Source organism: Streptomyces sp. NPDC039465, from assembly GCF_055639315.1.
Genome location: NZ_JBVKAP010000006.1, coordinates 413,128 through 437,642, shown reverse-complemented (window position 1 = coordinate 437,642; position 24,515 = coordinate 413,128). Strand labels below are relative to the sequence as shown.

The 24,515-nt window shown below is 72.1% G+C and carries 26 protein-coding genes; 14 read left to right on the top strand and 12 right to left on the bottom strand.

Annotated features, from left to right (window positions below):
• Nucleotides 1–12 precede the first annotated feature (12 nt).
• The 5 genes from sigE (at nt 13) to ACZ7LT_RS22355 (ending at nt 5,155) form a co-directional block, all read left to right on the top strand.
• Nucleotides 13–771, top strand: coding sequence for an RNA polymerase sigma factor SigE (gene sigE / locus ACZ7LT_RS22375; RefSeq protein ID WP_471237818.1), 759 nt, complete (start codon nt 13–15; stop codon nt 769–771).
• Entirely contained in the window at nt 768–1,733 is a 966-nt protein-coding gene (locus ACZ7LT_RS22370) for a zf-HC2 domain-containing protein (protein ID WP_471237817.1), read from the top strand. Before sigE ends, ACZ7LT_RS22370 begins: the two co-directional genes overlap by 4 nt.
• A gap of 90 nt (nt 1,734–1,823) precedes the next feature.
• Complete coding sequence (locus ACZ7LT_RS22365) at nt 1,824–3,887, top strand: S1C family serine protease (protein ID WP_471237816.1); 2,064 nt, start codon at nt 1,824–1,826, stop codon at nt 3,885–3,887.
• A 90-nt stretch (nt 3,888–3,977) separates the two neighbouring features.
• Nucleotides 3,978–4,424 carry a sec-independent translocase gene (locus tag ACZ7LT_RS22360; RefSeq protein ID WP_471237815.1) on the top strand — a complete coding sequence of 149 codons (447 nt, stop codon included), beginning with the start codon at nt 3,978–3,980 and terminating at the stop codon, nt 4,422–4,424.
• Between the two features lie 101 nt (nt 4,425–4,525).
• A complete protein-coding gene (locus ACZ7LT_RS22355; RefSeq protein WP_471237814.1) occupies nt 4,526–5,155 on the top strand; it encodes a hypothetical protein in 630 nt (209 codons plus the stop codon).
• 61 nt (nt 5,156–5,216) lie between these two features.
• Here ACZ7LT_RS22355 and ACZ7LT_RS22350 read toward each other — a convergent pair whose 3' ends face one another.
• From ACZ7LT_RS22350 to ACZ7LT_RS22340, 3 genes are read right to left on the bottom strand one after another with little or no spacing between them, the layout of a single operon-like run.
• Nucleotides 5,217–6,350, bottom strand: coding sequence for an Mrp/NBP35 family ATP-binding protein (locus tag ACZ7LT_RS22350; RefSeq protein WP_028797941.1), 1,134 nt, complete (start codon nt 6,348–6,350; stop codon nt 5,217–5,219).
• A 43-nt stretch (nt 6,351–6,393) separates the two neighbouring features.
• Nucleotides 6,394–6,972, bottom strand: coding sequence for a DUF1003 domain-containing protein (locus ACZ7LT_RS22345; RefSeq protein ID WP_471237813.1), 579 nt, complete (start codon nt 6,970–6,972; stop codon nt 6,394–6,396).
• Nucleotides 6,959–8,245, bottom strand: a complete 1,287-nt coding sequence (locus ACZ7LT_RS22340) for a magnesium transporter MgtE N-terminal domain-containing protein (protein WP_471237812.1) — start codon at nt 8,243–8,245, stop codon at nt 6,959–6,961. The genes ACZ7LT_RS22345 and ACZ7LT_RS22340 overlap by 14 nt, the downstream gene beginning before the upstream one ends.
• Before the next feature lie 175 nt (nt 8,246–8,420).
• Between ACZ7LT_RS22340 and ACZ7LT_RS22335 the strand changes: the two genes are divergently transcribed.
• Entirely contained in the window at nt 8,421–9,176 is a 756-nt protein-coding gene (locus ACZ7LT_RS22335) for a hypothetical protein (protein WP_471237811.1), read from the top strand.
• A gap of 90 nt (nt 9,177–9,266) precedes the next feature.
• On the opposite strand, the gene ACZ7LT_RS22330 is transcribed toward ACZ7LT_RS22335, so the two are convergent.
• Together ACZ7LT_RS22330 and ACZ7LT_RS22325 are read right to left on the bottom strand one after the other, a co-directional pair.
• The gene (locus tag ACZ7LT_RS22330; RefSeq protein WP_471237810.1) at nt 9,267–9,776 is read right to left on the bottom strand and encodes a hypothetical protein; all 510 of its coding nucleotides are present in this window, start codon (nt 9,774–9,776) and stop codon (nt 9,267–9,269) included.
• A gap of 14 nt (nt 9,777–9,790) precedes the next feature.
• On the bottom strand, nt 9,791–10,927 hold the full coding sequence (locus tag ACZ7LT_RS22325) for a magnesium and cobalt transport protein CorA (protein ID WP_019889228.1): 1,137 nt from the start codon (nt 10,925–10,927) through the stop codon (nt 9,791–9,793).
• Nucleotides 10,928–11,379: 452 nt separating this feature from the next.
• On the opposite strand from ACZ7LT_RS22325, the gene ACZ7LT_RS22320 reads away from it, so the two are divergent.
• From ACZ7LT_RS22320 to ACZ7LT_RS22305, 4 genes are all read left to right on the top strand, one after another.
• Complete coding sequence (locus tag ACZ7LT_RS22320; RefSeq protein WP_471237809.1) at nt 11,380–11,964, top strand: suppressor of fused domain protein; 585 nt, start codon at nt 11,380–11,382, stop codon at nt 11,962–11,964.
• An 85-nt stretch (nt 11,965–12,049) separates the two neighbouring features.
• The gene (locus ACZ7LT_RS22315) at nt 12,050–12,691 is read left to right on the top strand and encodes a DUF6758 family protein (RefSeq protein WP_471237808.1); all 642 of its coding nucleotides are present in this window, start codon (nt 12,050–12,052) and stop codon (nt 12,689–12,691) included.
• Nucleotides 12,692–12,841: 150 nt separating this feature from the next.
• A complete protein-coding gene (locus ACZ7LT_RS22310; protein WP_471237807.1) occupies nt 12,842–13,702 on the top strand; it encodes a PHP domain-containing protein in 861 nt (286 codons plus the stop codon).
• Nucleotides 13,703–13,842: 140 nt separating this feature from the next.
• A complete protein-coding gene (locus ACZ7LT_RS22305; RefSeq protein ID WP_471237806.1) occupies nt 13,843–14,448 on the top strand; it encodes a MarC family protein in 606 nt (201 codons plus the stop codon).
• An 81-nt stretch (nt 14,449–14,529) separates the two neighbouring features.
• Here ACZ7LT_RS22305 and ACZ7LT_RS22300 read toward each other — a convergent pair whose 3' ends face one another.
• Nucleotides 14,530–14,682, bottom strand: coding sequence for a hypothetical protein (locus ACZ7LT_RS22300; protein ID WP_471237805.1), 153 nt, complete (start codon nt 14,680–14,682; stop codon nt 14,530–14,532).
• A gap of 172 nt (nt 14,683–14,854) precedes the next feature.
• Here ACZ7LT_RS22300 and ACZ7LT_RS22295 point away from each other — a divergent pair, with 172 nt between their 5' ends.
• Nucleotides 14,855–15,790 carry an NYN domain-containing protein gene (locus tag ACZ7LT_RS22295; RefSeq protein WP_471237804.1) on the top strand — a complete coding sequence of 312 codons (936 nt, stop codon included), beginning with the start codon at nt 14,855–14,857 and terminating at the stop codon, nt 15,788–15,790.
• Nucleotides 15,791–15,808: 18 nt separating this feature from the next.
• Here the strand turns inward: ACZ7LT_RS22295 and ACZ7LT_RS22290 are convergent, their stop codons facing one another.
• Nucleotides 15,809–16,729: an alpha/beta fold hydrolase gene (locus tag ACZ7LT_RS22290; RefSeq protein WP_471237803.1), complete on the bottom strand. Its 921-nt coding sequence runs from the start codon at nt 16,727–16,729 to the stop codon at nt 15,809–15,811.
• A gap of 88 nt (nt 16,730–16,817) precedes the next feature.
• Nucleotides 16,818–18,842 carry a DEAD/DEAH box helicase gene (locus ACZ7LT_RS22285; RefSeq protein WP_471237802.1) on the bottom strand — a complete coding sequence of 675 codons (2,025 nt, stop codon included), beginning with the start codon at nt 18,840–18,842 and terminating at the stop codon, nt 16,818–16,820.
• A 467-nt stretch (nt 18,843–19,309) separates the two neighbouring features.
• Between ACZ7LT_RS22285 and ACZ7LT_RS22280 the strand changes: the two genes are divergently transcribed.
• The gene (locus ACZ7LT_RS22280) at nt 19,310–20,059 is read left to right on the top strand and encodes a ferritin-like fold-containing protein (RefSeq protein WP_471237801.1); all 750 of its coding nucleotides are present in this window, start codon (nt 19,310–19,312) and stop codon (nt 20,057–20,059) included.
• 72 nt (nt 20,060–20,131) lie between these two features.
• On the opposite strand, the gene ACZ7LT_RS22275 is transcribed toward ACZ7LT_RS22280, so the two are convergent.
• The 4 genes from ACZ7LT_RS22275 to ACZ7LT_RS22260 form a co-directional block, all read right to left on the bottom strand.
• Nucleotides 20,132–20,401, bottom strand: coding sequence for a hypothetical protein (locus ACZ7LT_RS22275; RefSeq protein WP_471237800.1), 270 nt, complete (start codon nt 20,399–20,401; stop codon nt 20,132–20,134).
• 224 nt (nt 20,402–20,625) lie between these two features.
• Nucleotides 20,626–20,853, bottom strand: coding sequence for a DUF3107 domain-containing protein (locus tag ACZ7LT_RS22270; RefSeq protein WP_471237799.1), 228 nt, complete (start codon nt 20,851–20,853; stop codon nt 20,626–20,628).
• A 148-nt stretch (nt 20,854–21,001) separates the two neighbouring features.
• Entirely contained in the window at nt 21,002–21,643 is a 642-nt protein-coding gene (locus tag ACZ7LT_RS22265) for a TetR/AcrR family transcriptional regulator (protein WP_471237798.1), read from the bottom strand.
• Between the two features lie 144 nt (nt 21,644–21,787).
• On the bottom strand, nt 21,788–22,012 hold the full coding sequence (locus tag ACZ7LT_RS22260) for a hypothetical protein (protein ID WP_471237797.1): 225 nt from the start codon (nt 22,010–22,012) through the stop codon (nt 21,788–21,790).
• A gap of 160 nt (nt 22,013–22,172) precedes the next feature.
• Here ACZ7LT_RS22260 and ACZ7LT_RS22255 point away from each other — a divergent pair, with 160 nt between their 5' ends.
• Nucleotides 22,173–23,156 (top strand): alpha/beta fold hydrolase, encoded by a 984-nt coding sequence (locus ACZ7LT_RS22255; protein ID WP_471237796.1) that lies wholly within the window; start codon nt 22,173–22,175, stop codon nt 23,154–23,156.
• 8 nt (nt 23,157–23,164) lie between these two features.
• Complete coding sequence (locus tag ACZ7LT_RS22250) at nt 23,165–24,466, top strand: DUF3152 domain-containing protein (protein WP_471237795.1); 1,302 nt, start codon at nt 23,165–23,167, stop codon at nt 24,464–24,466.
• Nucleotides 24,467–24,515 lie beyond the last annotated feature (49 nt).

Below are 24,515 nucleotides of genomic sequence, written 5' to 3'. Positions count from 1 at the left end.
GGCGAGGTGGCTATGGTAGGGGCTCCACTGGACACCACCAGAGCCGACAGGGGAGGTGCGGCTGCGCCTGTGGATCGGAGAGGCGTGCTGAAGCGCCTGCTCAGGTCGGCGGGTGAGCCGAAATCCGTGACTGACACCGCTGACCGATTCCGCTCCACCGACGCCGCACCCACCACCGCGACCTTCGCATCGGATGCGGAATCGCAGGCGTGGACTCCGCCCACCTGGGAGGAGATCGTCAGCACGCACAGTGGCCGGGTCTACCGTCTCGCGTACCGCCTGACCGGCAATCAGCACGACGCCGAGGACCTCACCCAGGAAGTCTTCGTGCGCGTCTTCCGCTCCTTGTCCACGTACACCCCCGGTACGTTCGAGGGCTGGCTCCACCGCATCACCACCAACCTCTTCCTCGACATGGTCCGCCGCAAGCAGCGGATCCGTTTCGACGCCCTCGGCGACGACGCGGCCGAGCGGCTGCCAAGCCGCGAGCCCTCGCCGCAGCAGGTCTTCAACGACACCCACTTCGACGCGGACGTCCAGCAGGCGCTGGACACGCTCGCCCCGGAGTTCCGCGCGGCCGTCGTCCTCTGCGACATCGAGGGGCTCTCCTACGAGGAGATCGCGGCCACGCTCGGCGTGAAGCTCGGCACCGTCCGCAGCCGGATCCACCGCGGACGCTCGCATCTGCGCAAGGCGCTGCAGCACCGTTCGCCGGAGGCCAGGGCGGAGCGTGCGTTCGCGTCCGTCGGAGGGGAGGTCGGGCCCGCGTGAGTGGCACCAGTCCGACCCCCGCCGAGCAGCACCTCGGGGACCGGCTCGCCGCACTGATCGACGGCGAGCTGGGGCATGACGCCCGCGAGCGGGTGCTCGCCCATCTGGCGACCTGCGCCAAGTGCAAGGCCGAGGCCGACGCACAGCGGCGCCTGAAGAGCGTCTTTGCACAGACCGCGCCGCCTCCGCCCTCGGAGGGCCTGCTGGCGCGCCTTCATATGCTGCCCGGCGGATCGGGCACGGGAGGTGAGGACGACCGGGGGGGACCCTTCGGCTCGGGACGGTTCACCGACGGAGTCTTCGGGGTGAGGACGGACGGCTTCGGCTATGTGCCGCCCCCGCCCCCGCCGACTCCTGCCGCGGCGGTGCTGCCGAGCGGCGCCGTACCGGGCAGGGGTTTCCGGATCCACGAGGTCGGGCGGCCCGGTCAGGACCGCTCCCTGTGGCGCGGCCGGCGATTCGCCTTCGCGGCGGCCAGTGCGGTGTCCTTCGCGGCGATCGCGCTGGGCGGCGCGCTGCCCATGGAGGCGGCCGTGGACGCGAAAGCGCGCGGTGAGAACGGCGGCAACAGGGTCAGCCCGCTGCGGGCGGCCCCCGGCAGCACGACGGGGACGGCGAGTGCCACCGGCACCCAGATCGAACGCCGACGGGGTTCGGGCAACGGCCCGGCGAGATCGGCGGACCGTCCGGGTTCGGGCAACGGCGCGGCGAGGTCGGCGGACCGTCCGGCCGCGGTGACACCGGCCGCCCCGGTGCGGCCCGGCCTGCCGACGCCGTTGGCCGGCCACCTGGGCCGGCCGGTGCAGCAGTTCGCGGCGACGGCCGTGTCCCCGCTGATACGGCCCACGGGCCCCGCGCTCCAACTCGCCTTCCTGCCAGGGGTCTCGCCGATGGTCACGCCGGTGCCGACGCATCTCGTCGCGCCGACCCAGGCCGACGGCCCGCTCACCACCCGACGCTGACGGCCCCCCTGCGCGGGGGCCGCCGGACCTGGTTGAATCCCCGTGCAGGGTGCCCCGCCGGGGCGCGGACGGGCCAGTTGCGGGGAGAGCATGAACGACGGGAAGCCGACCGGGCCGAAGCCGCCGAAGGCGAAGTGGTGGAGCCGTCCGCCCCGGCCGGCGACACCGCCGCCGGCCGCGGATGCCGCGGATGCGATGGACACCACCCCAGACTCCTTCGACCTGGCCCCCCCGGCGCCGCCCGCCGCCGACGACCACCGGGCGTCGCTCGGCACCGCGGCCACGCCACCGTCGGACGGCCTGACGCCCGACGCCGGCCACCCGCACCGGGCGGACGCCGCCCCCGAAGCCGAGCCCGCAGGGCTCGCGCCCGCGCCGCCACCGCATGGGCCGACGCCCGGGGCCGGTCACCCGAACCCGACCGCTGCCGCCGGAGCCGAGTCCGCGCCCACGGCCGTGACGGCCCCGACCGCCGAGGGATCCGCGCCCGCCGGCGCCCCGGCCGTGGACGCGGCGCAGGCCCCCGCGCCGCCGTCGGACGGCCTGACGCCCGAGGCCGGCCACCCGCACCGGGCGGACGCCGCCACCGAAGCCGAGCCCGCAGGGCTCGCGCCCGCGCCGCCACTGCACGAGCCGACGCCCGGGGCCGGTCACCCGAACCTAACCGCCGCCGACGGAGTCGAGTCCGCGCCCACGGCCGTGACGGCCCCGACCGCCGAGGGATCCGCGCCCGCCGGCGCCCCGGCCGCCGCCGAGCCCGCAGGGCCCGCGCCCGCCGACACCGCCCCCGCCGAGGCCCCCCGCGCCGTGCCGCTGCATCAGCCCGATCCGTATAGCACTCCGCCCTACGGCGGGCCCGGGCCCTGGGCGCCCGCGCCGCCCGTGCAGCGGCCAGCCCGAGCCCCCGCCCCCGCTCCCGCCCCGGCCCCGGCCGCGTACGCGAACCCGCAGCCCGCCCCCCATCCACCGCAGGCGTGGGTGCAGTACGACCCCTGGAGCGCTCCCGGGCAGCGGCCGCTCACCCAGCCGCCGGGGCGGAAGGCGCGGCGGGGGCTCGGGCTGGCCGCTGCGCTGGCGTTCGCGCTGGTCACCGGCGTACTCGGCGGCGGCATCGGCGCGTACATCGAGCGCAACGGCGGCATCACCACCGTCGAACTACCGCAGGCCGGGCCCGAGGACGTCGGCCGCGCCCCCGACTCCGTCGCCGGGATCGCCGCGAGTGCCCTGCCCAGCGTGGTCACCATCCACGTCAGCGGCGGCGGCGCGGCCGGCACCGGCACCGGATTCGTCCTCGACCAGCAGGGCCACATCCTCACCAACAACCACGTCGTCGACCCGGCCGGCTCCTCCGGGGACATCTCCGTCACCTTCAGCGGCGGCGAGACCGCCCGGGCCAAGCTCGTCGGCAAGGACAGCGGCTACGACCTCGCCGTCGTCCAGGTCACCGGCGTCTCCAACCTCAAGCCGCTGCCGCTGGGCAACTCCGACAACGTCCGGGTCGGCGACCCCGTCGTCGCCATCGGCGCCCCCTTCGACCTCCAGAACACCGTCACCTCCGGCATCATCAGCGCCAAGGAGCGGCCCATCACCGCGGGCGGGGAGAAGGGCGACGGGAGCGACGTCTCCTACGTCGACGCCCTCCAGACCGACGCGCCGATAAACCCCGGCAATTCGGGCGGCCCGCTCGTCGACTCCAAGGCCCGGGTCATCGGCATCAACAGCGCCATCCGCGCGGCCGGCAGCGGCTCGGGACCCGACGGCGGCGGCGCCCAGTCCGGCTCCATCGGCCTCGGCTTCGCCATCCCCATCAACCAGGGCAAGCGGGTCGCCGAGGAGCTCATCAACACCGGCAAGGCCACCCACCCGGTGATCGGTGTCAGCCTCGACATGAAGTACACCGGCGACGGCGCCCGGGTCGGCGAGAAGGGCAAGGACGACACGCCGTCCGTCACCGTCGGCGGGCCCGCCGCCAAGGCCGGCATCCGGCCCGGCGACATCATCACCAAGGTCGACGGACAGCGCGTCCACAACGGCGAGGAGCTGATCGTGAAGATCCGCGCCCACCGTCCGGGGGACCGGCTGGAGCTGACGTTGCTGCGCGGTGGCAAAGAACTGACCAAGACGTTGACGCTCGGTTCCTCCCAAGGCGCCTGAGTGTCGGCAGTCCGTCACCGGAAGGTACCGCGCCGGTAGATTCGCCGGGTACCGTGGAGCGGGCCCCGGACCCCGCGAAGGAGCAACAAGGTGTTCAGCGACATAGGCGGACTCGAGCTGGTCATGCTCGTGATCCTCGCCGTGCTCATCTTCGGCCCGGACAAGCTGCCGAAGGTCATCCAGGACGCCAGCCGCTTCATCCGGAAGATCCGGGAGTTCTCCGAGAGCGCGAAGCACGACATCCGCAGCGAGCTCGGCCCGGAGTTCAAGGACTTCGAGTTCGAGGACCTGAATCCGAAGGCCTTCCTCCGCAAGCAGCTCGCGGAGAACGACGACCTCAAGGAACTGAACGAGCTGCGCAGCAGCTTCGATCTCAAGAAGGAGATCACCGAGGTCACCGACGCCGTCAACGGCCGTGAGCCCGAGGTCCCGGCCGCCGTCAACGGCTCCGGCGCCTCAGGCACACCGGACCTGCTCAAGAAGCGCGACACGCCCGAGCAGGCCGAACGACCTCCGTTCGACGCCGACGCCACCTGACCCACCCGATCCCCGTCCTTCCCGACGAGCCGGGGCAGGATGGCTATCCTCCATCTGTTGTCCGCCGACGCGGACACGAACGATCGAGGAGGCGGCCCGAGATGGAGACCACGAGTCGGGTGGAGGGAGTGCCCACGGCCCGGCGTACGGCCGAGGGCTATCTGCGCGCACCTTTCAGCTGGTACGGACTGGACGAGGCCTTCACCGGCCCGCGCTGGCTGATGCAGGTGGGCACGGCGGCCGACGGCACCGTGCAGCACGGATCGATGGGCCACGGGGACGAGCCGTCCATAAAGTCCGATGCCTCCGCCACCGAGAAGGAGCGCTTCGCGGTCGTCGTCACCGTCGCCGCGAGCCCCGTACGGCGCAGCGGCGACGGTACGGGCGTGCTGGACGCCACCACCGTCTCCTCCGCCGCCTGGCTGGCCGGCTCCGGGCTTCTCGCCTACACCTGGCCCGCGCAGCTGGACCACTCCCGGCGCGACGACTGGCTCGACCAGCAGACCGAGGCCGCCTTCGAGCTCGCCGACGACCTCGAAGGGCCCGAGTGGTCGACGCTCTCCCTGCCGGTCGACGGGGTCCCGATGCCGTTCCACTACCGCGAGTCCGAGTTCGGCTGGGTGCTGGCCGGTTCCACGACGGGCGGGGTACACCTGGGCGCGTACGGGCGCGGCCTGAGCGCCTACGGGCTCGGTTTCGCGGCCGTCGTGGACCTCGGGATCTACACCTAGAGGCCGCGTACGTACGGCGAAGGGCGCCGCTCCCCGGGGAGCGGCGCCCTTCGCCGTACGGTCAGAACTTGTTGCGCGGCGTGATGCCCAGGCTCATGCCCGACAGGCCACGCTGACGCCCGCCCAGCTTGCCGGCGATCGCCCGCAGGGCCGCGCCCGCCGGGGACTCCGGGTCGGTCAGGACGACCGGCTTGCCCTCGTCGCCGCCCTCGCGCAGCCGCACGTCGATCGGGATCGAGCCGAGCACGGGAACCGTGGCACCGGTCGTCTTCGTCAGGCCGTCGGCGACCTTCTGCCCGCCGCCCGTACCGAACACGTCGACCATCTCGTCGCAGTGCGGACACGGCAGGCCCGACATGTTCTCGACGACGCCCACGATCTTCTGGTGGGTCTGCACGGCGATCGACCCTGCCCGCTCGGCGACCTCGGCGGCGGCCTGCTGAGGGGTCGTCACGACCAGGATCTCCGCGTTCGGGACCAGCTGCGCGACGGAGATCGCGATGTCGCCGGTGCCCGGGGGCAGGTCGAGCAGGAGGACGTCCAGGTCGCCCCAGTACACATCGGCGAGGAACTGCTGGAGCGCGCGGTGCAGCATCGGGCCGCGCCACACCACCGGCGCGTTGCCCGGGGTGAACATGCCGATCGAGATGACCTTCACGCCGTTCGCGGACGGCGGCATGATCATGTTCTCGACCTGGGTGGGACGGCCGTCCGCACCCAGCATGCGCGGCACGCTGTGGCCGTAGATGTCGGCGTCGACGACACCGACCTTCAGCCCGTCCGCCGCCATCGCCGCGGCGAGGTTCACCGTCACCGAGGACTTGCCGACGCCGCCCTTGCCGGAGGCCACGGCGTAGACCCGGGTCAGCGAGCCGGGCTTGGCGAACGGCACCTCGCGCTCGGCGGTGGTGCCGCGCAGCGCGGCCGCCAGCTCCTTGCGCTGCTCGTCGCTCATCACGTCCAGCGAGACGTCGACTCGCGTGACGCCCTCGACGCGGGAGACGGCGTCGGTGACGCGCTGGGTGATCGTGTCGCGCATCGGGCAGCCGGAGACGGTGAGGTAGACCGTGACGGCGACAGCGCCGTCGGACCCGATCTCCACCGACTTGACCATGCCGAGCTCGGTGATCGGTTTGTTGATCTCTGGGTCGTTCACCGTCGCCAGTGCTTCGCGCACCGCGTCTTCCGTAGCCATACGGACGATGGTACGGCGCGGACCGTGGCCCCCGGAAAGCCTCTCAGCGGTCGGCTTCGTCACTCCGCACGGGAGGCTCGGCCGGGAATAGAACGCGCCGCTGGTCGATCTCCTTGAGCAGATCGTCGAACTCCGAGCGGATCCAGTCCCGGGTGGCGACCTCGCCGAGCCCCATCCGCAGCGAGGCGATCTCCCGGGTCAGGTACTCGGTGTCCGCGATCGAGCGTTCGTTCTGCTTGCGGTCCTGCTCCAGGTTGACCCGGTCCCGGTCGTCCTGGCGGTTCTGCGCGAGGAGGATCAGCGGCGCCGCGTACGACGCCTGCAGGGACAGGGCGAGCGTCAGGAAGATGAACGGATACTCGTCGAAGCGGAGCGACGGCGGCGCGAAGACGTTCCACAGCACCCAGACGATGATCGTCAGGGTCATCCAGACGAGGAACCGCCCCGTCCCCAGGAAGCGCGCGATCCGCTCCGAGATCCGGCCGAAGGCCTCCGGGTCGTACTCCGGCAGCAGCCGCTGGCGGCGCATTCGCGGCTGGTCCAGCCGGATCCGCGGCAGCGTCCGCTCCCGCTCCCGCTCGCGTTCCCGTTCTCGTTCCTGGGCGCGCTCACCGGGTGCCATGGATGCGCTCCTCCTCGGTGTGGAACTCGGTCTCCCGCCAGTCCTCGGGCAGCAGGTGGTCCAGGACGTCGTCGACGGTGACCGCACCGAGCAGCGAACCGCCCTCGTCCACCACGGGCGCCGCGACCATGTTGTAGGCGGCGAGGTAGCTGGTGACGGCCGGCAGCGCGGTGTCCGGCGCGAGCGGTGGCAGATCGCTGTCCACCAGCGCGCCGACCAGCGTGAACGGCGGATCGCGCAGCAGCCGCTGGAAGTGGACCGTGCCCAGGTACTTGCCGGTGGGCGTCTCGTCCGGGGGACGGCACACGTACACCTGCGCGGCCAGGGCGGGGGAGAGGTCCCGCTGCCGTACGCGCGCCAGCGCGTCCGCGACGGTCGCGTCCGGGCGCAGCACGATCGGTTCGGTGGTCATCAGACCGCCCGCGGTCCGCTCCTCGTACGCCATGAGCCGGCGCACATCGGCCGCGTCGTCCGGCCGCATCAGCGTGAGCAGCCGCTCCTTGTCCTCCTCCGGCAGCTCCGAGAGCAGGTCGGCGGCGTCGTCCGGGTCCATCGCCTCCAGCACGTCGGCGGCCCGCTCCTCCTTGAGCTTGCCGAGGATCTCGATCTGGTCGTCCTCCGGCAGCTCCTCCAGGACGTCGGCGAGCCGGTCGTCGTCGAGGGCGGCCGCGACCTCGCCGCGCCGTTTCGGCGAGAGGTGGTGCAGCACATTGGCGAGGTCGGCGGGGCGCAGCCGCTCGAAGGTGGCGACCAGGCTCTCGGCGCCCTGACCCTCCTCCTCCAGCGAGAAACCGGTCACCGCCGACCAGTCGACGGTGAGCGCCTCCCCCTTGCGGCGCAGTGCCCCGCCCTTGCCGCGCCGGACGAAGACCTTGTCGATCTCCCAGTCGCGGCGGGCGGGCAGCTGCTGGATGGCCACGTCGAGGACGGTGACCTCCTCACCCTCCGCGCCGTCGGTGACCAGCCGCACCCGCCGGTCCAGCAGCTCACCGAGGACCAGCCGCTCGGTCGGGCGCTGCTCGAAGCGGCGCATGTTGACCACGCCGGTGGTGATGACCTGGCCGGACTCCACGCCGGTGATCCGGGTCATGGGCAGGAAGATGCGGCGGCGGCTGAGCACCTCCACGACCATGCCCAGCAGCCGCGGCGGGCGTCCGCCGACCCGGAGCATCGCGACCAGATCGCTGACCCTGCCCACCTGGTCGCCGTTGGGGTCGAAGACCGGGACGCCGGCGAGGTGGGAGACGAAGATCCGGGGGGCGCCTGCAGCCATGTCCAGCGCCTCCCTCTATGCCGTCCATTGCCGACTTATGCCTGGTTCAGGCTAGCTCGTACCCATCCGGTGCGCCCTGGAAGCGGGTCCGTCCGGCTGCTTGCCGGACGCCCGGGGCGGCACCGGTACGCTGCCGTCTGCGATCCCCCACAGGCAGATGAGAGGCAGTGCGCAGGTGACCGCTCTCCCCCCGGCTTCGCGAACCCGCAGGGCCGCGCTCCCCGTCGCGCTCTGCGCCGGGCTGGCGGCCGTGCTCAGCGGCTGTGGCGACGATCCCGACGAGGGCACGAACGGGGTCGGGAAGCTCCCGGCCGCCGCCATCGAGTCCAAGGCCCGGTCGACGGCGGGCGCGGCCAAGGCGGTACGGCTCTCCGGGACGCTGGTCAGCAAGGGCGGCACGTTCAAGCTGAACATGCGGCTGAAGCAGTCCGGCGCGGCCGGCTCCGTCGTCACCAAGAACAGCACCTTCGAGCTGCTGCGGATCGGTGACGCCCTCTATCTGAAGGCGGACAAGGGTTTCTGGTCGCACGGCGAGGGCGGCGAGGCGCCGAGCAAGTCCGACACCGAGGCCGCGGACAAGCTCGACGACAAGTACGTGAAGGTGCCCCAGGACGACCCGTCGTACAAGCAGCTGCGGGGCTTCACCGACATGGGCCCGCTGCTGAAGGGGCTGATCTCGCTGCACGGCGAGGTCGTCAAGGGCGACCGGGACAAGATCGGCGGCAAACGCACGATCCGGGTCCTGGGCGGTCAGCAGGGCGAGGGCGGCGCGATGGACGTCTCCCTGGACGGCGAGCCGTACCCGCTCCAGTTCGCCCGGGGCGGCGGCGCGGGTGTCGTCGTCCTCTCGGAGTGGGACAAGGACTTCCCGCTGGCGCCGCCCTCGCAGGACCAGACGGTCGACTACGGCAAGCAGCTGCCCCGAACCTGACCGGCACCGCCCGCCGGGCCCGCCAGGGCGTGTTTCGAAAGTCCCGTCTGGCTGCCCTCCGGGCGGACGACGCTACTTTCGAATCACGCCCTAGCGCCGTCCGCGCCGCTTGAGCAGCAGACGGGGCAGGGCCGCCGGGATCGGCCGGCGGGTCGTGGCCGGGGTGGCCAGGGGCGTTTCGGCCAGCGAGCCGTGCGGATGGTCGGTGAGCGCGTCCCTGGGCTCCAGCCGCAGCACCCGGCACTCCCGCGCCCAGCGCTCCGGCATCGCCTCGCCGTCCGGGGCGTTCAGCCGCTTGCCCTTGAGCTCGTCGACCGCGGCCTGCCAGGCCTCCGAGCGGGGTGCCAACTCACTGACGGCCGCGGTCCAGGTGACCAGCCGGCCGCCCTTGTCCTTGCTGCGGACGGTCACCTCGGCGACGGAACCGTCCGCGAGCCCCGGCAGCGGCTGCTCGCCGGGGCCGTCGCCCACGACGTGGGCCGCGCCGTCGTGCCACACGTGCCACAGCGCGCGGGCGGGGCCCGTGCCCCGCACCCAGATGAGGCCGGACTTCTTGGTGGCCTCCTCGACGAGGGCGGGCCCGAGCGGCGCGTTTGTCATGGGGCGAAGCTTAGCTACAGCCATCCGTTGCGCTTGAGCATGCGGTGGATGGTGAAACAGACGGCGACGATGCCGGTGAGCACCATGGGGTAGCCGTACTTCCAGTGCAGCTCCGGCATGTGGTCGAAGTTCATGCCGTAGACCCCGCAGACCGCCGTGGGCACGGCCACGATCGCCGCCCAGGAGGTGATCTTGCGCATGTCCTCGTTCTGGGCGACGGTCGCCTGCGCCAGGTTGGCCTGGAGGATCGAGTTCAGCAGCTCGTCGAATCCGACGACCTGCTCCTGCACGCGCGCGAGGTGGTCGGCGACGTCCCGGAAGTACTTCTGGATGTCGGGGTCGACCAGCCGCATCGGCCGCTCGCTCAGCAGCTGCATCGGCCGCAGCAGCGGTGTGACCGCCCGTTTGAACTCCAGCACCTCGCGCTTGAGCTGGTAGATCCGCCCGGTGTCGGCGCCGCGCGTACTGCCCTTGGCGGGCGGCGAGAAGACGTCGATCTCGATCTGGTCGATGTCCACCTCGACGGCGTCCGCGACCGCGATGTAGCCGTCGACGACATGGTCGGCGATGGCGTGCAGGACGGCGGAGGGGCCCTTGGCGAGCAGCTCCGGCTCGTCCTGGAGGCGGTGGCGCAGATTGCGCAGGGAGCCCTGGCCGCCGTGCCGGACGGTGATGACGAAGTCCCGGCCGGTGAAGCACATCACCTCACCGGTCTCGACGACCTCGCTGGTCGCGGTGAGCTCGGCGTGCTCGACGTAGTGGATCGTCTTGAAGACCGTGAAGAGCGTGTCGTCGTACCGCTCCAGCTTGGGCCGCTGGTGGGCGTGGACGGCGTCCTCCACGGCCAGCGGGTGCAGCCCGAACTCGGCCGCGATACCGGCGAATTCGGCCTCGGTCGGCTCGTGCAGCCCGATCCAGACGAACCCGCCGCCCTCGCGCACCTGCCGCATCGCCTCGCGCGGCGTCAGACAGCTGCGGGCCGGCGAGTCCTTCAGCCGACGGCCGTCGCGGTAGACCGCGCAGTCGACGACGGCGCTGGAGGCGGAGGGGTCCCGGGTGGGGTCGTACGAGCTGTAGGGCGCGCTGCTCTTGTGCTGGACGGGACGCAGCGAGGGGCGTACGGCTGCGCGCAGATCACGGATCATCGACATGGCGTGCTCCTTCACGGAGAGGCCGCCGCGAGGCGTGGCGCAGCCCGGAATGGGGACGTGGAGAACGACGTCCGCAAAGCGGGCGGCACCGTGGGATCGCGGTGACGGCTTTCGCTACAGACAGGCAAAGATGAAGTGCTCTTCGCTCTTCCGTCAGGCTTCCGTCGTGCGCATGCGTGAAGTGCCGCTCACCCGGTGCGGTCGGACAAGGCCCGTGGAGGGTGTCAGACCGAAGAAGGGAGGCGTCGTGCGGAAGAGCGGTTGGTACTGCCCGATCGACTTCGATCCACCGCAGCCCCACCTCCTCCGGCCGGTCCCCCGTGGGGGATGACGTGTCGTCGGGACTCGAAGGCGATGCTCGGCATGCCGTCCCGACCAGCGGCCAAGACTATCAGCCGACAGAGGGTCAATCCCTTACTTTGCCCGTTCCATACGCGCTCTATGCTCCCTGCATGGGAGAAGTTCTTGCTCTGGTCGAGGCCCGGCTACGGACGGCGCTCGGCGAACCGGACGCGCGCGCCTCGGTCACGTTCCTCGGTACGGACCGGATCGAGGTCCTGCGCTTCACCGAGGGTGACCTGGTGCGGTACGCCACTCTCGGTATGTCCGGCCAGCCGATGGCGGATCCCACGGCGGTCCTCGCCGACCCGGTCAAGGGCCCGCGCGCCGAGCTGGTGCTGTCCGTACGGGCCGGGCTCGCCGACACCGACAAGGTGCTGCGGCCGCTCGCCGTCCTCGCCGCCTCCCCGCAGGTCGAGGGTGTCGTCGTGGCCCCTGGCGCCTCCCTGGACGTCGGTGAACCCCTGTGGCCCGGCGCCCCGTTCAGCTCCGTCCTGGTCGCCGAGCCGGGCGGTCTGGTGGAGGACCTGGAGCTGGACGACCCCATGGATCCGGTCCGTTTCCTGCCGCTGCTGCCGATGACGGCGAACGAGGCGGCGTGGAAGCGCGTGCACGGCGCACAGGCGCTGGAGGAGCGCTGGCTGGCGTACGGGACCGACCTTCGCGATCCCCGGCGCACCTCCGTGACCCTCGACTGACCGCGACCGACTTCCGGCCGACTCACCCGTTCGGACGGGTGATCGTCCTTGACGCGAGGGCGGCCTGGTAGGACCGTTGAACGCTATGAGGGGCGAACCCAGTTGCCCGAAGTGTGGTGGCCGGGTCAGGGCGCCCGGTCTCTTTGCCGACTCCTGGCAGTGCGATGTGCATGGCGCGGTCCACCCGTTGCAGCCCGTGGTCCCGCCCAGCGTGGAGGCCCTCAGCGTGGTCGTGCACCGCGCACAGGTCCCCGTATGGATGCCCTGGCCGCTGCCCGTGGGCTGGCTGTTCACCGGCGTGGCGTACGCGGGTGACGACCGCAGTGGCGGACGCGCCACGGCCGTCGCCTGCTCGGGCCCCGGGCCGCTCGGGGGCGTCGGCGAGCTGCTGCTGATCGCCGAGGAGCTCGGCGTGGGGCTCGGCGCGCGCTTCGCCGGGATAGACGGGCCCGATCCCGGGCCCGCGATGAGCGTGGACAGACCGCCCCAGGCGAAGGTGCTTGCCGCGGGCCGTCCCACGCCGCTCTGGCATGTCAGCGGCACTCCGGAGGACCGTGCGGTCTTCGCGGGCGAGGCACGTGGCCTGTGGCTGTGGGCGGTCGTGTGGCCCGAGCAGACGGGGCTGCTGATGTACGACGAACTGGTCCTGACCGACCTCAGGGACGCGGGGGCGGAGGTGGAACTCCTGCCCTGCGGCGCGCTGACGCCAAGGCTGCTGTCGCGCTGACGCCGAGGCCGCTGTCCTGGAGGGGCGGGTGCGACCCACGGGCTTCGAGGCGCCGGTGGGCCGCGAGGCGGCGGTGTGCTCCGAGGCGTTCGATTCGCCCGTTATCCTTGAACGTCCCCTGTCCGTCCCCGAGCCCCGGAGTCACGCGTCGTGCGCATCGATCTGCACACCCACTCCACGGCCTCCGACGGTACGGACACCCCGGCCGAGCTGGTCCGCGGCGCTGCCGCCGCCGGTCTGGACGTCGTCGCGCTGACCGACCACGACACCACCCGCGGCCACGCCGAGGCGGTCGCCGCCCTCCCCGAGGGACTCACGCTCGTCACCGGCGCCGAGCTCTCCTGCCGGCTCGACGGTGTCGGGCTGCACATGCTGGCGTACCTCTTCGACCCGGACGAGCCCGAGCTGATGCGCGAGCGTGAGCTGGTGCGGGACGACCGGGTGCCCCGGGCGCACGCCGTCATCGGAAAGCTCCAGGAGCTCGGCGTGCCCGTCGACTGGGAGCGGGTCGCCCGGATCGCCGGCGACGGATCTGTCGGCCGCCCGCACATCGCCGAGGCCCTCGTCGAGCTCGGTGTCGTGGCGAGCGTCTCCGACGCCTTCACGCCCCAGTGGCTCGCGGACGGCGGCCGCGCGTACGTGGAGAAGCACGAACTCGACCCGTTCACCGCGATCCGCCTGGTCAAGGCGGCCGGCGGGGTCACCGTCTTCGCACACCCGGGCGCCGTCAAGCGCGGCCGGACCGTGCCCGAGAGCGCGATAGCCGAGCTCGCGGCCGCCGGTCTCGACGGCATCGAGATCGACCACATGGACCACGACGAGCCCACCCGTGCCCGGCTGCGCGGGCTCGCCCAGGAGCTCGGCCTCCTCACCACCGGCTCCAGCGACTACCACGGCAGCCGTAAGACCTGTCGGCTCGGCGACTACACCACCGACCCGGAAATCTACGGCGAGATCACGCGCCGTGCGACCGGCGCCTTCCCGGTGCCCGGCACCGGCGGACGTATCTGACACCGTCCGGCCCCGCCGGCGCATCTTCTTCCTCCGGTCCGACGCCGCGCCCGTCGCGGCCCGGCCGGCTCCGGGGCACGGGCCCCTTTCGTCCCGCGCCCGCCTCCTCCGTACCACCCTCTCGTGCAAGGCCCTTCACTGTGTTCGACGTTGCCGTCTTCGGCTCCCTGTTCCTCACCCTTTTTGTCATCATGGATCCCCCCGGGATCACTCCGATCTTCCTCGCCCTGACCTCCGGCCGCGCCTCCAAGGTGCAGCGCCGGATGGCCTGGCAGGCCGTCGCGGTGGCCTTCGGGGTCATCACCGTCTTCGGCATCCTGGGCCAGCAGATCCTGGACTATCTGCATGTCTCGGTCCCCGCGCTGATGATCGCGGGTGGTCTGCTCCTGCTGCTCATCGCGCTCGACCTGCTCACCGGCAAGACCGACGAGCCGAAGCAGACCAAGGACGTCAACGTCGCCCTCGTACCGCTGGGCATGCCGCTGCTCGCTGGGCCCGGTGCGATCGTCTCGGTGATCCTCGCCGTGCAGCACGCCAACGGCGTGGGGGAGCAGATCTCCGTCTGGGCGGCGATCGTCGCCATGCACGTCGTGCTCTGGCTGACCATGCGCTACTCGCTGGTGATCATCCGGGTCATCAAGGACGGCGGTGTGGTGCTGGTCACCCGGCTCGCGGGCATGATGCTCTCCGCGATCGCCGTACAGCAGATCATCAACGGTGTGACGCAGGTGATCCAGGGCGCATAGCCCGGTCCCGGACACCACTGCGCCCCCGTACGGATTCCGGCTCTGCCGGAGTCCATGCGGGGGCGCAGTGCGTCGGTGCGGTTATGAGGCCGGGCTGTCGGCCGGGCGGATCATGATGCGCTGGCCGATCGCGGCGGCCTGCTGAACGATCCGGTTGACGGAGGCGGCGTCCACGACCGTGCTGTCGACGGCCGCGCCGTCGATGTCGTCGAGTCGCAGGATTTCGAAGCGCACAGGCTTCTCCCTTCGTCTGAGTTGATCCTCCTGGAGGAGAACTGGGGGTACGTACGGTGTAACGGGATGCATCCAGCAAACATTCCCTACGCTAAGGAAATTTTTTGGATGACTAACGACCGGAGGTGGGGAGCTGGCGGGCGGATCGTGATCAACGGACAATGAGCCCCGTATGAACGACGCAAAGAACCCCCAGCCCCATCGGTCCGCAGACCTCCCCGACATCGGCACCCTCGCCGCCCGCCTGGAGCGCACCAATGAGCTCCTCCAGCGGATGCTCGCCGAGGTGGCGAAGACCCCCTCGACCCATGCCATCTTCGTCGACGCCGGTTACGTCTATGCTGCGGCCGGGTTGCTTGTGACGGGCACCGAGGACCGCCGCTCCTTCGACCTCGACGCCGAGGGGCTCATCGAGGCCTTCATCGACAAGGCCCGCACGATCTTCGCCGACAGCCGGCTGCTGCGCGTGTACTGGTACGACGGCGCCCGCCGCCGTATCCACACCGCCGAGCAGCAGTCCATAGCCGAACTGCCCGACGTCAAGGTCCGGCTCGGCAACCTCAACGCCAACAACCAGCAGAAGGGCGTCGACTCCCTGATCCGCTCGGACCTGGAGTCCCTCGCCCGCCACCGCGCCATCAGCGACGCCGCCCTGGTCGGCGGCGACGAGGACCTCGTCTCCGCGGTCGAGGCCGCCCAGGGCTACGGAGCCCGCGTCCACCTGTGGGGCATCGAGGCCGGAGAAGGGCGCAACCAGGCCGAGCCGCTGCTCTGGGAGGTCGACAGCCAGCGCACCTTCGACCTGGACTTCTGCCGCCCCTATGTGACGCGCCGTCCGGTCACGACGTACGAGAACGAGGGCGAACCCCCGCCGTCGCGCGAGGAGGTGCGGTTCGTCGGCGCGCAGATCGCCGCGACCTGGCTGGCCGAGCGGGGCCGCGAGTCGCTGGCCGATCTGCTCCCCGGCCATCCGTATCTGCCCGGCTCCGTCGACCAGGACCTGCTGATAGAGGCGGAGAAGGTGCTCAGCCGCTCGCTGCGCGGACACGCGGCGCTGCGCAGGGCCCTGCGTGACGGCTTCTGGCAGCACCTCCAGGCCCAGTACTAGCGCCCGCCCGGCGCCGCCTCAGGCCGTCCCGGCGCCCGCCTCGTCGGCGCCCGCGTCCGCGCGCGGCCCGGCCTCCACGCGGGCGCACTGCTCCCAGAACGCGACCAGCCGGGCGGCCAGTTCCTCCGGGTGCGACACATTGGGGGAGTGGCCCGCCCCCGGCACCACCGTCTGCTGCGCCCCGAGCCGCAGCGCCGTCGCCGCCAGGAACGGCGTCGGCCAGATCATCTCCTCGGCGCCGTACGCGATGTGCAACGGCAGGCCGAGCGCGGCGAGTTGGTCGGTGCCGTCCGGCTCGCGGCGCAGCAGCCGCCCGGTCGCCGACAGCTGGGCGATCCGCGTCGCCATCCAGCGCCGCCGCAGGAACAGCACGATCTCCGGCGGGTCGGTGACCCCCGGCTCCTCGCCCCGGCTGTCCAGCCAGCGCGTCGCCTCCCACACCCGCTCCTTCGGCAGCAGCGCGAGCGCCCCGCGCAGCAGCCGGACCCGGATCCGCTGCGGCCGGGCGACCCGGCCGGGACCGGACGACAGCAGGGTCAGCGAGCGGAAGGCCGCCGGAGCCAGAAGCGCGGCCGCCCTCGCCACCAGTCCGCCGAAGGAGTGGCCGAGCAGATGCACCGGCCCGTCCCCGAGGGCGGCGGCCTGCGCCACCGCGTCGAGCGCCAGCGCCCGCCTGCTGTACGCGGCCCGGCCGCGCGGCCCAGGACTCTCGTGCTGCCCCCGGCCGTCGACCGCCACCACGCGGTAGCCGGCCTCGCTCACCGGCCCGAGCAGCGCGAGGAAGTCCTCCTTGCTGCCGGTGTAACCGGGGAGCATCAGCACGGTCCCGCGCGCCTCACCGGCCGCGGCGGCGTCGAGCACGGCGAAGCTCCCGCGTGCGGTCTCCAGCCGCCGCGCGCGCGTGCGGGGCGGCAGGGCCAGGGACCGGGGCTTGCTCATACAGGGACTGTAATGGGGATCTTTCGCGGACACACAGCGGCCCGGTCCCTGGTGGGGGACCGGGCCGCTGGACTGTGCCTGTGGGCGATCAGCTCTCGGCCGGAGCCGCGACCGCCTTCTTCGTCGTACGGCGACGCGGCTTCGGCACCTCGTCCGCCACGGTCTCGACCGGGGCGGCGACGGCCTTCTTGGTCGTACGGCGGCGGGGCTTGGGAGCCTCCTCCGTCGCGGCCTCCACGGGCGCCTGCGCGGCCTTCTTGACCGTACGGCGACGCGGCTTGGAAGCCTCCTCCGCCACCGCCTCGACGGGCGCCTGCGCGGCCTTCTTGACCGTGCGACGGCGCGGCTTCGCCTCGGTCGCCTCAGTCGCCTCGACCGTCTCCACGACGGCCTCGGCGGCCGGGGCGGCCTTCTTCGCCGTACGGCGGCGCGGCTTGGGCTCCGCCACGGCCTCCGCGGCCTCGATCGACTCCACGACGGCCTCGGCGGCCTCCGCTGCGGGAGCCTCCGCGGCCTTCTTCGTGGTGCGGCGACGGCGCGCCTTGGGCGCCTCCTCGACCGGGGCCTCCTCGACCGGCGCGACCGGCGTCACAGGAGCCGGGGCGGCCTCGGTGACCGCGGGGGCCGGGACGGCCTCGACCGTCGCGACGGCCGCAGCGGCCTCGGCGGACGCGCCGACGCGGGTGCGGCGACGACGGCGCGGGGTGCGCGGCGCGGTGGGCTGCTCGTCCGCCGGAGCGGCCGGAGCCGCCGGCGTCTCAGCCGTGGGCGTGGCGGCCGCCTCGTCGAGCGGGGTGCCACCACGGGTGCGGCGACGCTGGCGCGGCGTACGCGTACGGGCCGGACGCTCCTCCACGGGAGCGGCCTGGGCCTTGCGGCCACGGCCACCCCGGCCACCGGTCTCGCCGAGGTCCTCCAGCTCCTCCGCGCCCAGGCCCGCGCGAGTGCGCTCGGCCCGGGGCAGAACACCCTTCGTCCCCTCGGGGATGTCCAGGTCGGCGAAGAGGTGCGGCGAGGTGGAGTACGTCTCCACCGGCTCGTGGAAGTCCAGCTCCAGCGCCTTGTTGATCAGCTGCCAGCGCGGGATGTCGTCCCAGTCGACCAGCGTGACGGCCGTGCCCTTGTTGCCCGCGCGGCCCGTACGGCCGACCCGGTGCAGGAACGTCTTCTCGTCCTCGGGCGACTGGTAGTTGATGACGTGCGTGACGCCCTCGACGTCGATACCGCGCGCCGCGACGTCGGTGCAGACGAGGACGTCCACCTTGCCGTTGCGGAACGCCCGCAGGGCCTGCTCGCGCGCGCCCTGGCCGAGGTCGCCGTGGACCGCGCCGGAGGCGAAGCCGCGCCGCTCCAGCTGCTCGGCGATGTCGGCCGCCGTGCGCTTGGTCCGGCAGAAGATCATCGCGAGCCCGCGGCCGTTGGCCTGCAGGATGCGGGAGACCAACTCCGGCTTGTCCATCGAGTGCGCGCGGAAGACGTGCTGCTTGATGTTGGCGACGGTCGCGCCCTCGTCGTCCGGCGCGGTGGCGCGGATGTGCGTGGGCTGCGACATGTAGCGGCGGGCCAGGCCGATGACCGCGCCCGGCATGGTCGCCGAGAACAGCATGGTCTGGCGCTTCGCCGGAAGCATGTTGATGATCTTCTCGACGTCGGGCAGGAAGCCCAGGTCGAGCATCTCGTCGGCCTCGTCGAGCACGAGCGCCTTGACGTGGGAGAGGTCGAGCTTGCGCTGGCCGGCCAGGTCGAGCAGTCGGCCCGGGGTGCCGACGATCACGTCGACGCCCTTCTTGAGGGCCTCGACCTGGGGCTCGTACGCCCGGCCGCCGTAGATGGCGAGCACGCGGACGTTACGGACCTTGCCGGCGGTCAGCAGGTCGTTGGTGACCTGGGTGCACAGCTCACGGGTCGGGACGACCACCAGCGCCTGCGGCGCGTCGGTGAGCTGCTCGGGCTTGGCCCGGCCCGCCTCGACGTCCGCGGGGACGGTGACGCGCTCGAGGAGCGGAAGCCCGAAGCCGAGCGTCTTGCCGGTGCCGGTCTTGGCCTGCCCGATGACGTCGGTGCCGGAGAGTGCGACCGGAAGGGTCATCTCCTGGATGGGGAAGGGGGACACGATGCCGACGGCCTCAAGGGCCTCGGCGGTCTCGGGGAGGATCCCGAGATCTCGGAAAGTCGTAGTCAGGGTGCTGCCTCTTCTGTGAGACGCGGCGCGAGGCGAACGACGGGGGTCGTACCGTGCCGGATCACGTCCGGCCGTGGATCGAAAGGATCACCGCCGGGTGGCGCGGGACCACTGGCCGTCGCTCGAGCGTCGTGCCGCTGAGGGTTCCCTCGTGTGCGGCTGGGCGCACGGAGGGCTGTCGGGTCGGAGCCGACCGGGCGACCGACCGGGCATCCTCATTCATGAGATGGCCTACCGAGCACGTTCACACATGTCAGGCATGTCTGAATACTCAGCAGGCGCTTTACCACTGTACCCCGGATTCGCGCATGTGTGTTGGGGGAATTCGTAATGAGGGCGCGGTCACAGTGACTGACCAGGGCCTTCCCCGGCCTGCGGAGCGGGCTATTGTGCGCTTCATGGAGACGCCTGACAACGCCACTGCCCCCGAAGAAGCCGAAGAGCTCACCGGGATCGCCGCCCAGGACTGGGCCACCGCCTCGGCCGAGCCGCAGTACCGCGCCGCGGTCGTCGACCTGCTCGGTGCCCTGGCCTACGGCGAGCTCGCGGCCTTCGAGCGGCTCGCCGAGGACGCCAAGCTCGCGCCGACCCTGGCCGACAAGGCGGAACTGGCGAAGATGGCCTCCGCGGAGTTCCACCACTTCGAGCGGCTGCGCGACCGGCTCGCCGCCATCGAGGAGGAGCCGACCGCCGCGATGGAGCCGTTCGCCAAGGCGCTGGACGACTTCCACCGTCAGACCGCGCCGTCCGACTGGCTGGAAGGCCTGGTCAAGGCGTACGTCGGCGACTCGATCGCGAGCGACTTCTACCGCGAGGTCGCGGCCCGCCTCGACTCCGACACCCGCGCGCTGGTGCTCGGCGTCCTTGACGACACCGGCCACGGCAACTTCGCCGTGGAGAAGGTGCGCGCCGCGATCGACGCCGACCCGCGGGTCGGCGGCCGGCTCGCGCTGTGGGCGCGCCGCCTGATGGGCGAGGCGCTCTCCCAGGCGCAGCGCGTCGTCGCCGAGCGGGACGCGCTGTCCACCATGCTGGTCGGCGGTGTCGGCCTGGCGGCCGGGTTCGACCTCGCCGCGGTCGGCGAGATGTTCACCCGTATCACCAAGGCCCACACCAAGCGCATGGCCGCGCTGGGCCTGGCCGCCTGAGCGTACGGCCAGAGCCGGCCAAGGCTTACGGACGGCTAGGGCTTACGGGCGGGAGGACGGCGGCGGCGTGATTCACGCCGCCGCTGATCGGCGCAGGCGACGGCCCGCCGGGCGGATCAGCAACGAGAGCAGCACGGCTCCGACGGCGACCGCCCCCGCGAGCGTGCCGAGCACATGGCCCGGCCCCACCGCCGCGTGCGTCACCACCGCACCGAACGCGGCCCCCAGGCCACCCGTGGCGAGGACCACCGGGCGCGCGGGGAGGCGGTCGGGCAGCCGGTGCACGGCGGCCCAGGCCAGGGCGAGTCCGAGCAGGGCCGAACCGAGAGCTTCCAAGAACACGGCGGATCACCTCGCGGGCGGTGCGGGGCGGGCAAAACGGTCGTAGGCCGTACTACCCGAAGCGCGCGGAATGCAACCCTCCTCCACCCCGGTGATCGTCGTGGACACGACGAGAGGTCGCGCGGCGGTCGCCGTCGACACGACCCGGCGCGATGAAAACAGACACGGCATGACGAAGGGCCCGGCGGTCGTCCCGCCGGGCCCTTCGTCATGCCTTGCCGTGCCTAGAGCGCGCCGAAGCCCACCCGGCGCTGCGTCGGCTCGCCGATCTCCACGTAGGCGATCCGGTCCGCCGGCACCAGGACCTTGCGGCCCTTGTCGTCCGTGAGGCTCAGCAGCTGCGACTTACCGGCCAGGGCGTCGGCAATCGCGCTCTCGACCTCCTCGGCGGACTGCCCGCTCTCCAGAACGATCTCCCGGGGCGCGTGCTGCACGCCGATCTTGACCTCCACGGCTATGTCCCTCCGAACGGTCAGCGATGCGCGGTCAGCCGCGCCGTACCCGCCCACATTAGCCCGGTGAGGGGACCCGGAACGGGTCACCCGTGCACGCCAGGAGCGAACAGAGCGTGGTCACCCGCCCCCGGGCCGGTGACCGGGGTCACTGCCCCTCGGCGCCGTGCAGCGGGAAGCCCGCGATACCCCGCCACGCCAGCGACGTCAGCAGCTGCACCGCCTTGTCCCGGGGGATCGCCGACTCGCTGGAGAGCCAGTAGCGCGCCACGACCTGCGAGACACCGCCCAGACCGACGGCGAGCAGCATCGACTCGTCCTTGGAGAGCCCGGTGTCCTCCGCGATCACGTCCGAGATCGCCTCGGCGCACTGCAGGCTCACCCGCTCCACGCGCTCGCGGACCGCGGGCTCATTGGTCAGGTCGGACTCGAAGACCAGGCGGAACGCGCCGCCCTCGTCCTCCACGTACGCGAAGTAGGCGTCCATCGTGGCCGCCACGCGCAGCTTGTTGTCCGTGGTGGAGGCCAGCGCCGTACGGACCGCCTGTAGCAGCGCCTCGCAGTGCTGGTCGAGCAGCGCCAGGTACAGCTCCAGCTTGCCGGGGAAGTGCTGGTACAGCACCGGCTTGCTGACGCCCGCGCGCTCCGCGATGTCGTCCATCGCCGCCGAGTGGTAACCCTGGGCCACGAACACTTCCTGGGCCGCGCCCAGCAGCTGATTACGTCGGGCTCGGCGCGGAAGGCGCGTGCCCCGCGGGCGTGCCGCCTCTGTCTGCTCGATGGCTGTCACGCCGCCTCCCAAGATCGATCCATGCGCGCTGTGCGCCGCGCCCGCCATCGTACTTTTGGGTAACCCGGCATCGCGCGGTGCGGACGCAGAATTTCACGGACCGGACGCGCGCGGAACCCGCAGCTCACGGGAGAACGCATCAAATCAGCGGTAGTCGTCCTCGTCGAGGGCGACCACGCGCGTCTGTTCTGCCGCGTCCGCCTCGTTCGCGGTCGCCGGGTCGGGCCGGTGCGCCCGATCGTCCTCCTGCTGCTGGACATCGGTGTGCTGTTCCGCCGCGTCGGCCTCGGGGGTCTCCTCGCCGAGCTCGACCACCGTGTCGGTGCCGTTCTCCTGGAAGGTTTCCGGGTCCGTCGGGTCGACAGTCATACGGCTCCCTTTCTCACGATGTCGGGAGGGTCCGTCGGGCGCCTTCCCCAAAGGGGAAGGCCCATTCTTCGAGCGTAGGAGTTCCCTTCTCCAGGCGCTACGCGATGCTGTGACCGCGCACACACGCGCCAGAGCGTGATCGTCTCGTAATATCGCTGCCATGTCTTCGACCGAGCTGCCGGAAACCCGCACCGCCGCCTCCGCGGTGGCGCGGGCGCGCGCCGTGCGGGTCGCCGCGGGCGAGGAGCTGCGGTCCGTGGTCCTGCCCGGACTGACGCTGACCGTACGGGCCCGGCCCGGTACGCGCGCCGGACTGCCGCCCGCCCTCTATGTACACGGGCTCGGCGGCTCCTCGCAGAACTGGTCGTCCCTGATGCCGCTGCTCGCGGACAAGGTCGACGGAGAGGCACTCGATCTGCCCGGCTTCGGGGACTCCCCGCCGCCGGACGACGGCAACTACTCGGTGACCGGACACGCGCGCGCCGTCATCCGGCTGCTCGACTCGGGCGGCCGCGGCCCGGTGCACCTGATCGGCAACTCGCTGGGCGGCGCCGTCGCCACCCGCGTCGCCGCCGTCCGCCCCGACCTGGTGCGTACGCTCTCACTCGTCTCGCCGGCCCTCCCCGAGCTGCGCGCCCAGCGCGCCGCCTGGCCCACCGCGATGCTCGCCCTGCCCGGTGTCGCCCCGCTCTTCGCCCGGCTCACCAAGGACTGGACGGCCGAGCAGCGGGTGCGCGGCGTGATGGCGCTCTGCTACGGAGACCCCGGCCGTGTCACCGACCAGGGACTGCGCGACGCCGTGGAGGAGATGGAGCGGCGCCTGGAGCTGCCGTACTTCTGGGACGCGATGGCCCGCTCGGCGCGCGGCATCGTCGACGCCTACACTCTCGGCGGTCAACATGGGCTGTGGCGACAGGCCGAGCGGGTGCTCGCGCCGACGCTGCTCGTCTATGGCTGCCGTGACCAGCTCATTTCGTTCCGGATGGCCCGCAAGGCGGCCGCCGCGTTCCGCGATTCCAGGTTGCTGACGCTCCCGGACGCGGGCCATGTCGCCATGATGGAGTACCCCGAGACGGTCGCCCAGGCCGTACGGGAGCTGATGGACGACAACGACGATACGGACGAGAAACAGGGCGGGAGCTGATCCGGGGCGTGGGACGACATAGTCGCAAGGGCCCCGCCCCGGTATCCCCTCGAGATACCGGGGCCGGGACGGGCGCCGGCGAGCCGCAGACCGTGGCGCCTGGTACGGGCCGCCGCCGAAGGAACCCGGACGGACCGCAGCAGCCGCCCGGCGCGCAGTACGGCACCCCGGCCCACGGCACGCCCGTGTACGGCTACGGCGATCAGGGCACACCGGCCCACGGCACCCCTCTCCACGACACCCCCGCCCACGGCGCACCCCGCGTCCGCGGCGGGCACCCGGAGCATCACGAGCCCGGCGGCGGCTGGGGCACCCAGCAGACACCGCCGCAAAGGTACGGGGACTGGCAGGGAGCCGCCCGAACCCCCCACCCCACAACCTCCCCTGAGACCACGCCCCGGCCCGAGACGCCGTTCATACCGGCACAGCGCCGGGAGTCCGACGAGGCCTTCACGGCGCCCCAGGGCACCGAGCCCGCGTCCGGCCCCGCCAAGGCGGGCAAGGGACGTACCTTCACCGGCATCGCGGCCGCGGCCGTCACCACCGTCCTCGCCGTCGTCGTCGCGGGGCAGGTCGCGGGCCGGCCCGGCAGCGACACGGTCAACCGGTCCGCCGGTGAGGCCGGCGAGCGGACCGCCGACGGCTCCGCCTCACGCTCCGACGCCCGCCCGACGCCGCCCCGGCAGCCGGTCCGCCCCGCCCCGCCGCCGAGCTACGAACAGCAGATGGCGCGTCAGTTCCCCATCGACCCGAAGCTCGCGGGCTCCGGCGATTTCGAGGCCGTACCGGGCTTCGCCAAGGCACCGGGCAAGGGCCGCAAGGTCCGCTACCGCGTCGACGTGGAGAAAGGCATCGGGCTCGACGCCAAGCTCTTCGCCGAGGCCGTCCACAAGACCCTCAACGACGACCGCAGCTGGGCGCATGGCGGCGCGATGACGTTCGAGCGGATAGCGAGCGGTGAACCCGACTTCGTGATCACCCTGGCCAGCCCCGGCACCACCGCCACGTGGTGTGCCAAGTCGGGCCTGGACACCACGGTCGACAACGTCTCCTGCGACTCCGCCGCCACCGAGCGCGTGATGATCAACGCGTTCCGCTGGGCCCAGGGGTCGGACACCTACGGCCCCAAGGCGATGCTTAGCTACCGCCAGATGCTGATCAACCACGAGGTCGGGCACCGCCTCGGGCACAGCCATGTGAACTGCAGTACGCCCGGTGCGCTGGCGCCGGTAATGCAGCAGCAGACCAAGTCGCTGGACATCGGGGGAATCAAGTGCCGCCCCAACCCCTGGGTCCATCCCGGGGGTTGACCGCCCGGCCCGGCCGTTCCCCTCTCTCGCCCCTCGTGCGGTCGAGGGG